Here is a 14,089-nt window from a genome sequence, read left to right as displayed (position 1 = left end):
TCTCGGGGGGCGCTCGTACTGGCGTGGCTGCGTGACCCTTGAGGGACGCTCCTGCTCGCCCCGGCGCCCCGGGGGCGCGCGGTGAGCCCGAGGCAGCCTGAGGGCGACCCCCTGCCCGGCATGGGGGACCTGCCCCCGCAGGTAGGGGCCCCTGCCCCCGGGGCCCGAGGGACCTCGGGGGCGGGGGTGGTACCTGCGCCGGGGGCCGGGGACCCAGGGGCGGGTACCGGGAGCCGGGCCACGCCCCGGCCCTTCTCCGTCTACCTGCACGTGCCCTACTGCCGGGTGCGCTGCGGCTACTGCGACTTCAACACCTACACCAACCTCGCCATGGGCCCGGGGGCGTCGGTGGGTGACTACGTGGACACCCTGGAGCGTGAGCTGCACCTGGTCCGGGCCGCCATGGACCGGGCCGGGCTGCCTGCGCGACCGGCCCAGACCGTGTTCGTGGGCGGGGGGACCCCGACCATGCTGGTACCTGGGGACCTGGTGCGCATGGTCGGCGTCGTGAGGGAGGTGTTCGGGCTGGCCGACGGCGCGGAGGTCACCACGGAGGCCAACCCCGAGACCGTGGACGAGGCCTACCTGGCCGCGCTGGCCCAGGGGGGCCTCACCCGGGTGTCGTTCGGCATGCAGTCGGCGGTGCCGCACGTGCTGGCCACCCTGGAGCGCACCCACCGGCCCGAGCGGGTACCTCAGGTGGTGGGGTGGGCGCGCCGGGCCGGGCTGCTGACCTCCCTGGACCTCATCTACGGCACGCCGGGGGAGTCCCTGGACGACTGGCGCCGCAGCCTGGAGGCGGCGGTGGGCACGGGCCCGGACCACCTCAGCGCCTACGCCCTGGTCATTGAGGAGGGCACCCGGATGTGGGGGCAGGTACGCCGCGGTGAGCTGCCCATGCCCCAGGACGACGACGAGGCCACCAAGTACGAGGTGGCCGACGCCGTCCTGGCCCAGGCCGGCTACGAGTGGTACGAGATCTCCAACTGGGCGCGCCGGGACGCCACCGGGCGCTCAGGGCGCCCCGGGGCGCTGCTGGAGTGCCGCCACAACCGCGCCTACTGGCAGGACGCCGACTGGTGGGGCGCGGGGCCGGGGGCCCACTCCCACCTGGGGGACGTGCGCGCCTGGAACACCAAGCACCCGCTGGCCTGGGCGCGCCAGGTCGCCGACGGGCGCCTGCCGGTGGCCGGGCACGAGGTCGTCGACGCCGCCGCGCGCGAGCTGGAGCGGGTCATGCTCGGCATCCGGCTGCGTGAGGGCATAGCCCTGGACGGCCTGCCGGGCGCCGTCCCCGGGGAGGCTGACGCCGCCGGGGCGGGCGGGGCCGGGCACTCGGGGCCCGCCGTGCGAGAGGAGGGCGGGTCGGGTCCTGGGGAGGGCAGTGGCCCGGGTAGGCCTGGTGGCCCGGGGGCGGACGGGGCGACGGACGCTGGGGGTCAGGGCGCTGGGGCCGGGCACCTGGCACCGGTGGTGGGCCAGCTGGTGGCTGACGGCCTGCTCGACGCCTGCGCGGCCGGGCGGGGCCGGGCGGTCCTGACCCTGCGCGGCCGCCTCATGGCCGACGCCGTCACCCGGGCCCTGACCGACGGGCTGTAGACGCTGGGCGCCCGTGGCGGTGCTGCCGGGCGACGGCGTCGAGCGGGCCTGGTGCGGGGCGGGGTCAGGACGAGGGCGTCGTTCTAGGTATAACGCGAGCAGGACAAGGCCCGGTTACAGGGGCCGGGATGGTGGTTGCACATTCATCCTGGGGTCCTGGTCGGGCTGGTGGCGTCATTCCAACGATTTCCCGCCCTGGGAGGCGGAGAGGAACAAGATGAATGTGCAACGCGGACGCCGTTGCACATTCATCCTGCTCTCCGGGCCCCGGGCCGCCAGGTGGATCCGCGAGATCTTGCCATTTTATGATCGCGGTTTATAAAAGAATGTGCAACTCCACCAGTCGGCCCGGCTGTCCCCTACCGCTCCTGGCTGTGGCCTGAGGCGACCAGGACGAACCGGCCGCTGAGCACGCTGCCGCGCCGGGGCGCCGGGGCGGCGTCGTCAACGGGCAGGGCCACCGTCATGGGGACGACGCAGTCGGCGTCAATAAGCCAGAACTCCTGGCCCGTCAGCGTGTTCCGGCGCCTGCCCACCCTGCGGCAGACGGCGGACACCATGGCGGCCGAGTTCGCCTGGTCGGCGTCCGCCTGGCCCGAGGCGAGGCTGAAGAGCCACGGCGAGATGAGGCCGCGGGCGGCCAGGACCGGGCGTCCGCCGCTGGCCGCCCGCCTGGCCCGCAGGTAGGACCGCTCGGGGCCGTGGACCTCGTAGTCCACCCCCAGGGCGCCCACGCTCACCCGGGCCTGTCTGGGACGCCCCACGGCGGAGAGCCTGTAGCGGGGGAACCACGGGGCGTCGTCGAGATAGGCCAGGAAACGTGCCACGACCTGGTCCTCCCCGGCCTGCCCGGGGTCGATGACGTCCACCTGGGCGAGCGTGTCCGTCAGCCTCCACACCCGGGCGGGCACGCGGCGCCGGGGCACGTACGCCACGGTCGCGTTCATGTACGTGCCCTCCTTCCCGTACCCTATGGCGACCGCCGCCCCGGAGGGGTCGGTAAAGAGCCCGGCGTCGTCGAACCCCGTACCGTCCACGTCCCAGAAGACGGCGGAGTCGCACAGGTGCTCCAGGAGCGCCCGGCCGGGTTCGGGGCTGAACCCCAGGGCCTGGAACTCTGACTCAACGGCAGTCACGACGACCTCCTGTCAGGATCTGTCAACGGTAGGGCCACGCAGGCCTGTCAAGGGCTACGCGGGTCGGTTAGGGCCGCGCCAGGGCGCAGCGGCGTCAGGGGCCGTCGGGCGCGCTCAGGACCCGCAGGAGCAGCACGCGCCCCAGCGGGGTGGGCGCCCAGGCGGTACGGAACAGGTCGCCGGGGAACACGCGGCAGACCCACAGCACCATCTGCGTCTCCTCGGCGACCCGCATGACGTCCCAGCCCGTCAGCGGCCTGGCCGTGGTGGTGATCCCCAGTGACACCACCGCCGCTGCCAGACGCGCGTTACGACGTCGGTGCTGCTCGTGGTAGTCGGCAGGATCGGGCTCCTGGACGCCCCGCTCCTGCACCGGCTGGCCGGCCAGGTCCAGTACGGTCGTGAGCGCGATCAGCCGGTCCATGTCCTGTCTCTCCACCGGCAGCCGGGAGACGACCAGGTCGAGCAGCGCCTGCGGGTCGGACAGGGCGGTGCGCGCCGCCTCGGTCACCGTCAGCCGCTCCTTGGTCCTGCGCAGGATCCGCATCCGGGTCAGGGCGTGGCAGATCACCAGCAGGGCACGGGTGTCGGCTTCACGCCTGAGCCTGCCCAGGTAGTCGTCGTCCAGGCCCAGGGCCGCCGCCAGCGCGAGGGCGTCGGCGGGCCTGAGGTAGCCCGACGCCGTCAGGGACAGCCCGTCGCCCACGTGCTCCAGGTAGCGGCGCAGGCCCCCGGTGAGCTCGGCGCAGTCCTCCGGCGTGAGGGCCTCCGTGTCCTCCAGGCGTGCGTCCAGCACCATCTGGGCCAGGGGAGTGGGCTGGCGACGCACGGCCGTCAGGAACGCCCTGCGCAGGCTGTCGCGCACGACCCCCGGGGGGAGTCTAACGACCAACGGGTGGTCGTCCGGGGGGTCGCCGACCAGGGAGCCGTCTGGGGAGCCCTCCTCGGCCCCCGCTGGGACGGGGTCGCCCGGGTGGTCGTCCACCGGGGAGCCGTCTGCCCTCGCTGGGGCGGGGTCGTCCGGGTGGTCGCTCACCGGGGAGCCCTCCGGGGAGCCGTCCGCCTCCGGCGGGTCGGGGGCGGGCAGGGCCGCCAGACGCGCCCGGGCCCCGGCGGTGTCGAACCTGGTGAGCCACTCGTGCAGGGCCATGGCCCCCTCCAGGCCGCTGACCTCCAGGGCCCACTCCAGGAGCTGGGCCTGGTCCTCGGTCAGCGGACGCTGGTCGGCAGTCGCCTGCGCGGCCTCCACGAGTGCCGCGTAGCCCGGGATGCCACCGCACTCCTCCAGGACGTGGCCGCCCGTGGCCGCCAGGATCCGCAGGTCCGCGCAGTCCTCCTCGTGCGTCTCGGTAATGGTCAGGCGCAGCTCCCAGCTGTCACCGTAGTCGTACACGTAGGTGGCCACGGCGTCCTGGGTGGGCAGGAGCGTGCGGAGCGAGACGTCCTGCTCACTGGCCTCGTCACCGTCCCGGGGGTCGGCGGTCCACCGTGGTGCCGCGCCCCAGAACTCGCCACCACGGGTGAAACCGTGCAGGTGGTAGTCCTCCCAGCCCATGACCTGCTGGATGACGGAGCTGACCAGGGGCAGCGGCGCATCCCAGGGCAGCAGGACGTCCCGGGTGACGCTGGGTCTGGCGTCCCGGAGATCTATGTGCAGAGTGACGGAGCGCGCTTCCATGCGGACAGTCTGGCAGAAGGCACCCCTTAGGGCGCCTATATGCCCCTCCTGCGCGCCGCCCCGGCCCGTCCGGCATTTACGGCAGGCGCCCCTGAGATATTACGCCCCCCGCACGGCGCCACCACCCCCTCCCCGCACGCCTGCCAGGTGCCCGGCCCGGGCCCGCCCGCCCGCGCCCGACCCGGCCGCCACCAGGGCCGGGACCCGCTCCCAGACGCCCCGCCAGGAAGGTGACACCGCGTCGTAAGGTGCAGGGCGCCGTCGTGCCTAGACTCACCCCGGTCCAGACGTACGAGGCACGGAGGCACGTGATGACCCGCACCGGGATCCTGCTGGCGAACACGGGCACCCCAGACGCCCCCACCCCGGCGGCAGTGCGCCGCTACCTGGCGGAGTTCCTCTCCGACCCGCGCATTATCGAGACCTCCCGCTGGATCTGGTGGCCGGTCCTGCACGGCGTCATCCTGCGGGTGCGCCCCGCCCGCTCCGCCGCCCTCTACCAACGCACCTGGACCGCCGAGGGCTCGCCCCTGCGCTACCACACCGAGACCCTGGCCGCCGAGCTCGAACGCCACCTGCGCACCCAGGACGACGACGTCGTGGTCCGGGCGGGCATGCGCTACGGCTCGGGCAGCATCGCCCAGGCCATGGACGCCCTGGAGCAGGCCGGCTGCGAGCACCTGGTCGTCCTGCCCCTCTTCCCCCAGTCCTGCGGGGCCACGACCGCCTCCGTGGCCGACGCCGTGGGCGCCGTCACCGCCTCCCGGCGCAACCCGCCCACCGTCACCTTCGTGTCCGACTACCACGACCACCCCGCCTACCTGAGGGCCCTGACCGAGCACGTGCGCGCCTCCTGGGCCGGGCACGGGCGCCCCGACCACACGGTCCTGTCCTTCCACGGCATCCCCCAGTCCTACGCCGACAACGGCGACACCTACCGGAGTCGCTGCGAGCACACCGCCACCCTCCTGGCCGACGCGCTGGACCTGGGGGAGGAGTGGACCCTGTCCTTCCAGTCACGCTTCGGCCCCGCCCAGTGGCTGCCCCCCTACACCGTGGACGTCCTGGCCGACCTCGCCTCCCGCGACCTGGGGCGCGTGGACGTGGTCTGCCCCGGATTCGCCGTGGACTGCCTGGAGACCGTGGACGAGATCGGCCGGGAGGCCGCACGCCACTACCACGAGCACGGGGGCGGGGACTTCCGCTACGTCCCGGCCCTCAACGCCTCGCCCGCCCACGGCCTCGCCCTGGCCGAGGTGCTCCGCCCCTACCTCTAGGCGCCCGCGGGCCGGGCCACCGCGCGTACCCCTCCCCTGGGCCCCGGTACCCATCCCGGTGGTGCTACCGAGCGCGGCCCCGGTGGTGCTACCGGGGGCGGCCACCGTGCGTACCCCGGACCCACCCGTGACCCACCCGCCGAGGCGCTCGCGGGCCCGGGGGCGGTCGAGGTCGCCCGGCCAGCCGTTCTCGCGACGAACAAGTACCGTTCTCGCGAGCAATAAGTACCGTTCTCACGGCGAATAAGTACCGTTCTCGCGAGGGGGGAGGGGCGGGTGGGGCGCTGACGTGGGCGGTGCCAGGAGCAGGCAGTAGACTCGCCGTCGAGGGCGCACCCGTACAGCGCCTCGACGTCAACCCAAGGAGTCCCCGTGACCGAACAGCTCAGCATTACCCTCGACGGCGCCCCCCGGGTCATCGAGGCCGGGACCACGGGAGCGTCCCTCTACCGGGGCGACGTGTCGGTAGTGGCTGTGCGCGTGGACGGCGAGCCCCGGGACCTGGAGCGCCCCCTCCCCGACGGCGCCGTGGTGGAGCCCATTACCCTGGACAGCCAGGACGGCCTGGACATCCTGCGCCACAGCGCCACCCACGTCATGGCCCAGGCCGTCCAGGAGCTCTTCCCCGACGTCAACCTGGGTATCGGCCCCTTTATCACCGACGGCTTCTACTACGACTTCGGGGGTATCGACGCCGTCACCCCCGAGCTGCTGCGCGAGATCGAGAGGCGCATGAAGCGGATCGTCAAGGAGGGCCAGCGCTTCGTGCGCCGTGAGATCACCGAGGACGAGGGACGCGCTGAGCTGGCCGACCAGCCCTACAAGCTCGAGCTCATCACCACCAAGGGCGCGGGCGCCGAGTCCGCCTCGGTGGAGGTCGGCGGCACCACCCTGACCATGTACGACAATGTACGCCGGGACGGGACCGTGGCCTGGAAGGACCTGTGCCGCGGCCCCCACCTGCCCTCCACCCGCCTCATCGGCCAAGGGTTCGCCCTGACCAAGTCCTCCTCGGCCTACTGGAAGGGCGACCAGTCCGGGGACTCCCTCCAGCGCATCTACGGCACCGCCTGGGCCTCCAAGGAGGATCTGCGGGCCTACCAGGACCGGATCAAGGAGGCCGAGCGCCGCGACCACCGCAGGCTGGGGGCCGAGCTCGACCTGTACTCCTTCCCCGAGGAGATCGGCCCCGGCCTGGTGGTCTTCCACCCCAAGGGGGCCATGCTGCGCCACCAGGTCGAGAGCCACGTGGTGGCGCGCCACATGGAGTACGGCTTCGACTTCGTCCACACCCCCGAGATCTCCAAGGGCGGCCTGTTCCACACCTCGGGCCACCTGCCCTACTACGCCGACACCATGTTTCCGCCCATGCTCGCCGACGAGGAGCGCGACGCGGCGGGCAGTATCACCAAGGCCGGGCAGGAGTACTACCTCAAGGCCATGAACTGCCCCATGCACAACCTCATCTTCCGCTCCCGGGGCCGGTCCTACCGTGAGCTGCCGCTGCGCTTCTTCGAGATGGGCCGCGACTACCGCTACGAGAAGTCCGGCGTGGTCCACGGCCTGACCCGTATGCGCGGCTTCACCCAGGACGACTCCCACACCTACTGCACCCCCGAGCAGGCCGGTGAGGAGATCAAGGCCCAGATCCAGTTCTTCCTGTCCATCCTGTCCGACTTCGGGCTGACCGACTTCTACCTGGAGCTGTCCACCCGCGACAACGGGGCCAGGAAGGACAAGTTCATTGGCTCCGACGCCGACTGGGCCGCGGCCACCGCCGCCCTCCAGGAGGCCTGCGACGCCTCCGGGCTGGCGGTGGTCCCCGACCCCGGTGGCGCCGCCTTCTACGGGCCCAAGGTCTCCGTCCAGGTCAAGGACGCCATCGGCCGCACCTGGCAGATGTCCACCATCCAGTACGACTTCAACCAGCCCGAGCGCTTCGACCTGGAGTACACCGCCCCCGACGGCACCCACCAGCGCCCCGTCATGATCCACTCCGCCAAGCTGGGCAGCGTGGAGCGCTTTATCGGCGTGCTCACCGAGCACTACGCGGGAGCCTTCCCGGCCTGGCTGGCACCCGTCCAGGTGCGGCTCGTGCCCGTGGCCGAGGTCTTCGACGACTACGTTGACGACGTCGCCGCCCGCCTGCGCGCCGTGGGCGTGCGGGTCGAGGTGGACCACTCCGACGACCGCTTCGGCAAGAAGATCCGCAACGCCTCCAAGGACAGGATCCCCTTCACCCTCATTGCCGGGGGAGAGGACGAGCAGGCCGGTGCCGTCTCCTTCCGCTTCCGTGACGGGGAGCAGACCAACGGCGTGCCCGTGGCCCAGGCCGTGGAGCACATCCGCCAGGTGATCGCGAACCGGGTCAACGACCCGGCCGGGGAGAGGCTGAACCGTGGCTGAGACTACCGACGGCGTCGTACCGGACGGGTCCTCCGCCGGGGTGCGCGTGGAGGCGGCCTGGGACCACCCCGGCGCCCCCGACGCCTTCCAGCGCCTGTGGACCCCCCACCGCATGGTCTACATCGGCGGCCAGGACAAGCCCAAGGACTCCAGCCACCACCAGTGCCCCTTCTGCCGGGCACCCGGGCGGACGGACCAGGACTCCCTCATCGTCCACCGGGGCCGGAGCGCCTACGTGCTCATGAACCTCTACCCCTACAACACCGGCCACCTACTGGTGTGCCCCTACCGGCACGTCTCGGACTGGACCCAGGCGTCGGCCGCCGAGCGGGTCGAGATCGGCGAGCTCACGGCCCGGGCCATGGAGGTCCTGCGGGCGGTGAGCCACCCGCAGGGCTTCAATCTGGGCGTGAACCAGGGCGAGGTGGCCGGGGCGGGGATCGCCGCCCACCTCCACCAGCACGTGGTGCCCCGCTGGAGGGGGGACGCCAACTTCATGCCCCTCATTGCCCGCACCAAGCCCGTCCCCCAGCTCCTGGGGGACCAGCGCGAGGTCCTGGCGGCCGCCTGGGACGAGGCCCCGGGCGGGGACGCTCCAGTGGGGGACGCCCCAGTTGGGGGCCCCGCCGGGGACTCCCCGGCAGGGGGCGCCCCGGCTGGTGGCCCTGCCGAGGGCGCCCCGGGCGACGCCCCTGCCGGTGCCCCCGGCTGACCGCCTCGGCACCGCCCGGGGGCGCCGCTACCGCCCCACCTCCCACAGCGACCAGAGGAACCTATGCTCGGACAGCACGGCCGGGGCCTGACCAGGGCCCTCTTCACCCGCCCGGCCCTCGCCATGGCGCGGGCCGGCATCACCCCCAACACGCTCACCGTGACCGGCACCGTCCTGTCCGTCACCGCCGCCGTGGTCACCCTGCCGCAGGGGCACTTCCTCGTGGGGCCGCCGCTCCTGGGGATCCTGCTCGTCGCCGACTCCTTTGACGGGATCCTGGCCCGGGCCACCGGACAGAGCTCGGTCTTCGGCGCCTTCCTCGACTCCACCCTGGACCGGCTGGCCGACGGCGCCGTCATGGGCTCCCTGGCCGTCTGGGCCGCCCTGCGCATGGAGCCCGGCACCCTGCGCACCGTGACCGTGGTCCTGGCCACCGCCAGCGTGGTCCTGGGTGCCGTCGTCCCCTACGCCCGGGCCCGGGCTGAGTCCGTGGGCGCCGCCGCCGCCGTGGGCCTCGCCGAGCGCACCGACCGTCTCGTGGTGTCCCTGGTAGCGGCCTTTATCGTGGGCCTGGGCGCCCCCCAGTGGGTCCTGAGCGGTGCCCTGGGGTACGTGGCCGTGGCCTGTCTGGTTACCGTCGTCCAGCGGGTGCTCACCGTCCGTGGGCAGATCGGTCCCGGGGCCGCTGTCCGGCAGGAGCCCGCGCTGGGCGCCGGGACCTCCGGGGGCCGGGCATGAGCGGCCGCCTCACCGCGGCGCTCTACCGGACCGCCTGGCGCTGCACCCGCTACTTGCCCACCTGGCTGGGCTACGGCCTGGCCCACGCCGGGGCCGACGTGGCCTGGACGGTCCACCGACTGCGCCCCACCCGCACGGGCGTGGGCCAGCTGGAGAGGAACCTCGCCCGCCTCCTGCCCGCCGACACCACCGCTCGCGCCCTCCACCGCGCCTCCCGGGCCGCCATGCGCTCCTACACGCGCTACTTCTACGAGGCCTTCGCCCTGCCCTCCATGAGCCTGGAGCAGGTCATGGCCCGGGTACGCGCTGACGTCCCCGAGAGCCTGCGCCAGGACGCCCGGGACGGCTCGGTGGTCCTGGCCCTACCCCACATGGGCAACTGGGACCTGGTGGGGACCTGGGCCTGTCAGGAGCTGGCCCAGGTGCTCACCGTGGCCGAGAGGCTGGAGCCGGCGGACCTGTTCGACCAGTTCGTCCGCTTCCGCCAGGGCCAGGGCATGCGGATTATCGGCCAGGCCCCCGGGGAGAAGGTCTTTGAGCACCTGGTGGGTACCGCCAGCCGGGGCCACTACGCCGTCGCCCTGCTGGCCGACCGGGACCTGTCCGCCTCGGGCGTCCTGGCCGACCTGGCCGGGCACCGCGCCCGGGTGGCCGCCGGGCCAGCTGCCATCGCCCAGCGGCTGGGCCTGCCGCTGTACGCGGTCACCATCGGCTACGAGCCGCTGACCGGTGAGCGCCGCCGCCGGGCCGGGTCCCGCTGGGGGCTGTACGTACGTGCCTGTCACGTCCCGGCGCCTGAGGGCCTGGACGGCCGGGCGCAGGTGGAGGCCTGGACCCGGCGGTGGGTCAGCGCCCTGGCCCCGGACCTGGCCGCCCACGCCACCGACTGGCACATGCTCCAGCCGGTCTTCGACGCCGACCTGGACCAGGAGCGGCTGGCGCGTTCCCACGCGCGCCAGGGCGGGGCCGCCACCGCGGATCCTGCGGCGTCCCGTCACCTGCAGGAGGGGAGCGCATGAGGGTCGGTATCGTCTGCCCGTACTCTCTGGACGCCCACGGAGGTGTCCAGGTACACGTCATGGACCTGGCCGGTGAGCTGCGTCGTCGAGGGCACGACGTACGTGTCCTGGCCCCCGCCACCCGGACCGAGGACCTGCCGCCGTGGGTCACCAGCGCCGGGGACACCGTGGCCATCCCCTACAACGGGTCGGTGGCGCGCCTCAACTTCGGTACCGCCGTGGCCCGCCGCGCCCGCAAGTGGCTGGAGGAATGTGATTTAGACCTCCTTCATATTCACGAGCCCATTACCCCCTCGGTAGGCATGCTCGCCCTCCAGGCCGCCGACGGGCCGGTGGTAGCCACCTTCCACGCCGCCATGGACCGCTCCCTGGCCCGCGAGCTCCTCTCACCCATGACCGCCCCCCTCATGGAGAGGATCTCCGCCATGATCGCGGTCTCGGAGGAGGCCCGACGCACCCTCATCCAGTACCACGGCGGTGACGCGGTGGTCATCCCCAACGGGATCTACGTCGAGCCCTTCGCCACGGCCTCCCACCACGACCCGCGCTTCGCCGGGACCCCCCAGGCCCCCACCGTGGCCTTCCTGGGGCGCCTGGACGAGCCCCGCAAGGGCCTGACGGTCCTGGCCGACGCCGTCCCCGCCGTCCTGGAGGCCCTCCCCGGGACACGCTTCCTGGTGGCCGGGCGCGGGGACGCCGGGGAGCAGCGTGCCGCCCTGGCGCGCTTCGGGGAGCAGGTGACCTTCCTGGGCGGGGTCAGTGACGAGGACAAGGCCGCCCTGCTCGCCTCCGCCACCTGCTACGTAGCCCCCCAGACCGGGGGGGAGTCCTTCGGGATCGTCCTGGTGGAGGCCATGGCGGCCGGTACCCACGTCATCGCCTCGGACCTGACGGCCTTCTCCGACGTGCTGGGCGCCGGACGCTACGGCGCCCTCTTCCGCAACGGGGACAGCCAGGACCTGGCCCGCGTCATCGTCGACACCCTGACCGACGTCGACGCGGCCGACGCCCGGCGCCGGGCCGCCGACGCCGAGGTGAGGCGCTACGACTGGTCCACCGTGACCGACGCCGTCCTGGACGTCTACGACATGGCGCTGTCCACCGCCCACACCCGGGTACGCCTGGCACCCGGGCAGCGTACCGTCATGAGCCGCCTGCGCGACGCCCTGGAGGACTGAGATGAGCGTGCCCCACCCCCAGACCCTGCTGGGATGGACCGTCCTGGTGACGCTGCTGGTGGTCATCGGCTGGCTGCTCTACGCCCGCGCGGTCAGGGTGGACCGCCTCCACCGCCAGGTCCTGGGGGCGCGCGCCACGCTGGAGGCCCAGCTCGTCCACCGTGCCCAGGCGGCCCTGGAGCTGGCCACCTCCGGGCTGCTCGACCCCGCCTCCGGCCTCCTCCTGGCCCAGGCGGCCCGGGAGTCCCTGGACTGCGAGAGCCCCCTGGTCGACGACGGCCTGGAGCACCGCCCGCCGGGGGCCGGGGCGCCCCCGAGCCCGACGTCGTCCACGCCCCCCACCGGGGCGGACCCGGCGGCCGGGGACGGTGAGGACCGTCCGCGCGCCCGCGTGGAGTCCGACCTGTCCCGGGTTATCCGGACCGTCCTGCACGCGCGCACCCGGGCGCTCCTGGCCGACGACCCCCGCTCCGCCGAGGTCCTGGCCCGCCTGGACAGGGCCGCCTACCGGGTGGTCCTGGCCCGCCGCTTCCATGACACCCGCGTGGCCCAGGCCCAGCGCCTGCGTGCCGACCTGGTGGTCCGTCTCCTGCACCTGGCCGGGCGCGCCCCCATGCCCCAGACCTTTGACGTGGACGACGACACCGGGCCCGCCGGTGCCGCAGGAGCCTGAGCATGGCCGCCCTCCCCCCAGGCCCCCGCCCGCCCTGGGAGCCGGACCCGCCGGCGCCCGGGGCCGGTGCGGGGGCGGGTACCGACGCCCTGACCGTCAATGCCCTCTACCCCGACGGCGAGCCGGACTGGTCCTCCCCGCAGCTGGACGCGGCGGTCCTGCCGGAGGGCCTCACCAGGTTCCGGGCCCGGCGGTCCACGGCCCCCGTCCTGGTCGTCCTGGGTCTGGTAGCCCTGGTCGGCTCCGTGGTCCTGCTCACTACCAGGGGCGCCCTCCTGGGGCACGTGCTCCGGGCCCTGGGCGGGGCGCTCGTCCCGGTGGCGGTGACCGTCGGCTACCTGCTGTGGGCCGCCAGGACCGCCAGGTACCGGATCCTCGTGCTCGTGGCCTTCCTGTGGGGTACCACCGAGCTGCTGGCGGAGTACGGCCTGGAGGACGTGGTAGGGCAGGTGCGCCTGTCCTTCCTGCTGCCCCAGGTCGCCGTGTCCCCCGGCCTGGTGGGCACCCCGCTGGTCCACGCCCTGCTCACCGGGGCGGGGCTGGCCCTGCTCCTGCTCCTGTGGCGCGAGGACGTCGGCGGCGTCCTGGACGCGGTCACCTACACGGGCTTCATGGCCTGCGGGCAGGCCCTGGTCGTCAGCGTCTCCCTGCTGGCGAGGGAGATGCCCGGGGTCGCTGCCGTCCTGGTGACCGTGCAGGCCGTGGTCTCCACCTTCTGCCCGGCCCTGGCCCTGGGCCGGGCCGCCCGCACGCGCTCTAAGGCGATACAGGTGGCGGTGCTCGGAGGCGGGGTCCTGGCCATGGTGGTCCTGGAGTCCTGGATGACGCACCAGCTCTCCGAGGACCACCCGGGCGTCTACCTCGGGGTCCTGGTGCTGCTCGCCCTGGCCTGGGGGGCGACCGTCCTGGTGGTCTCGCTCACGGAGCCCTCCCGGATCCGGGCCTCACTGGCCGGTGACGTCAAAGCCGGGCGCCTCACGCCGTTGGAGGTGGGCATGGCGACCAGTGGCGCGGGAAGGGCCTGGTTGCGCAGGAACTGCCTCCGGCCCGACGCCGCGGAGGTCAGCGGCCGCTTCTGCCGGGCCGTCATGGCCCTGGCCCTCCTGCGCAGGCGGACCCCGCCCGACGGCGTCCTCAGCCAGGAGGTCAGCGCCTGTCTTGAAGGCGCCCTGGGTGAGCTCGCCGCCGCCCGCGGCCTCCTGGTCCCCTTCCTTCCCCCCACGAACCCGGTGCCGCCCACGACGGTGCCGCCCGGCCGCGTGCCCGCAAGGACCCCTGGCCCGGTCGGCGCGGCGCCTGTGAGGGTGGTGCCTCGCGGAGCGCCGGGAGGCCCGGTCCCCTACATCCCGGGCCCAGGTCCGTACGCCCCGGTCCCGTACGCCCCGGTCCCGGTCCCGTACGTCCCCTTAGCGGGCCCCTACGCCCCCGGACCGGTTTCTTACGCACTGGGCCTGTACGCCCCCGGGAGCCTGCCCGGCCCGGGCCCGTACGCCCCCGGACCAGTTCCTTACGCCCTGGACTCCTACATCCTGGACCCCTACACCCTGGACCCTTACAATCCCAACCCAGGTCCGTACGCCCCGGGCCCCAGACCATAGGGCCCGGGGAGACGCTGCCCAGGGCAGACACAATGGCGGTCTGCGCGGTACCGTCACCCAGAAGCCCCCCGACCC

11 protein-coding genes are annotated in these 14,089 nt (G+C 73.5%); 9 read left to right on the top strand and 2 right to left on the bottom strand.

The features are described 5' to 3' along the window. Window positions 1-81 precede the first annotated feature (81 nt). Window positions 82-1,599 carry a radical SAM family heme chaperone HemW gene (hemW, locus tag C3V41_RS04240; protein ID WP_254423672.1) on the top strand — a complete coding sequence of 506 codons (1,518 nt, stop codon included), beginning with the start codon at window positions 82-84 and terminating at the stop codon, window positions 1,597-1,599. Window positions 1,600-1,958: 359 nt separating this feature from the next. Here the strand turns inward: hemW and C3V41_RS04235 are convergent, their stop codons facing one another. Further along, entirely contained in the window at window positions 1,959-2,735 is a 777-nt protein-coding gene (locus tag C3V41_RS04235; protein ID WP_106109237.1) for a hypothetical protein, read from the bottom strand. 94 nt (window positions 2,736-2,829) lie between these two features. After that, window positions 2,830-4,413 carry a plasmid pRiA4b ORF-3 family protein gene (locus C3V41_RS04230; protein WP_106109236.1) on the bottom strand — a complete coding sequence of 528 codons (1,584 nt, stop codon included), beginning with the start codon at window positions 4,411-4,413 and terminating at the stop codon, window positions 2,830-2,832. Window positions 4,414-4,724: 311 nt separating this feature from the next. Here C3V41_RS04230 and hemH point away from each other — a divergent pair, with 311 nt between their 5' ends. From hemH to C3V41_RS04190, 8 genes are all read left to right on the top strand, one after another. After that, window positions 4,725-5,690 (top strand): ferrochelatase, encoded by a 966-nt coding sequence (gene hemH / locus C3V41_RS04225; protein WP_106109235.1) that lies wholly within the window; start codon window positions 4,725-4,727, stop codon window positions 5,688-5,690. Window positions 5,691-6,062: 372 nt separating this feature from the next. Further along, entirely contained in the window at window positions 6,063-8,096 is a 2,034-nt protein-coding gene (thrS, locus tag C3V41_RS04220; RefSeq protein WP_106109234.1) for a threonine--tRNA ligase, read from the top strand. After that, entirely contained in the window at window positions 8,089-8,808 is a 720-nt protein-coding gene (locus C3V41_RS04215) for an HIT family protein (RefSeq protein WP_106109233.1), read from the top strand. The genes thrS and C3V41_RS04215 overlap by 8 nt, the downstream gene beginning before the upstream one ends. Before the next feature lie 63 nt (window positions 8,809-8,871). Beyond that, window positions 8,872-9,546, top strand: coding sequence for a phosphatidylinositol phosphate synthase (gene pgsA / locus C3V41_RS04210; RefSeq protein WP_106109232.1), 675 nt, complete (start codon window positions 8,872-8,874; stop codon window positions 9,544-9,546). After that, on the top strand, window positions 9,543-10,565 hold the full coding sequence (locus C3V41_RS04205; RefSeq protein WP_106109231.1) for a phosphatidylinositol mannoside acyltransferase: 1,023 nt from the start codon (window positions 9,543-9,545) through the stop codon (window positions 10,563-10,565). Before pgsA ends, C3V41_RS04205 begins: the two co-directional genes overlap by 4 nt. Next, window positions 10,562-11,743 carry a glycosyltransferase family 4 protein gene (locus tag C3V41_RS04200; RefSeq protein WP_106109230.1) on the top strand — a complete coding sequence of 394 codons (1,182 nt, stop codon included), beginning with the start codon at window positions 10,562-10,564 and terminating at the stop codon, window positions 11,741-11,743. Before C3V41_RS04205 ends, C3V41_RS04200 begins: the two co-directional genes overlap by 4 nt. A 1-nt stretch (window position 11,744) precedes the next feature. Continuing rightward, complete coding sequence (locus C3V41_RS04195; RefSeq protein WP_106109229.1) at window positions 11,745-12,416, top strand: hypothetical protein; 672 nt, start codon at window positions 11,745-11,747, stop codon at window positions 12,414-12,416. Between the two features lie 2 nt (window positions 12,417-12,418). Next, complete coding sequence (locus tag C3V41_RS04190) at window positions 12,419-14,014, top strand: hypothetical protein (RefSeq protein ID WP_106109228.1); 1,596 nt, start codon at window positions 12,419-12,421, stop codon at window positions 14,012-14,014. Window positions 14,015-14,089 lie beyond the last annotated feature (75 nt).

It is taken from the genome of Actinomyces sp. oral taxon 897, assembly GCF_002999235.1.
Classification (GTDB): Bacteria; Actinomycetota; Actinomycetes; order Actinomycetales; family Actinomycetaceae; genus Actinomyces.
This window is presented reverse-complemented; position numbering and strand designations above follow the sequence as displayed.

Coding starts and splice junctions, on each gene's coding strand:
- C3V41_RS04230 (WP_106109236.1), bottom strand. CDS start 4,413: ATGGAAGCGCGCTCCGTCACTCTGCACATAGATCTCCGGGACGCCAGA.
- hemH (WP_106109235.1), top strand. CDS start 4,725: ATGACCCGCACCGGGATCCTGCTGGCGAACACGGGCACCCCAGACGCC.
- pgsA (WP_106109232.1), top strand. CDS start 8,872: ATGCTCGGACAGCACGGCCGGGGCCTGACCAGGGCCCTCTTCACCCGC.
- C3V41_RS04205 (WP_106109231.1), top strand. CDS start 9,543: ATGAGCGGCCGCCTCACCGCGGCGCTCTACCGGACCGCCTGGCGCTGC.
- C3V41_RS04200 (WP_106109230.1), top strand. CDS start 10,562: ATGAGGGTCGGTATCGTCTGCCCGTACTCTCTGGACGCCCACGGAGGT.
- C3V41_RS04195 (WP_106109229.1), top strand. CDS start 11,745: ATGAGCGTGCCCCACCCCCAGACCCTGCTGGGATGGACCGTCCTGGTG.
- C3V41_RS04190 (WP_106109228.1), top strand. CDS start 12,419: ATGGCCGCCCTCCCCCCAGGCCCCCGCCCGCCCTGGGAGCCGGACCCG.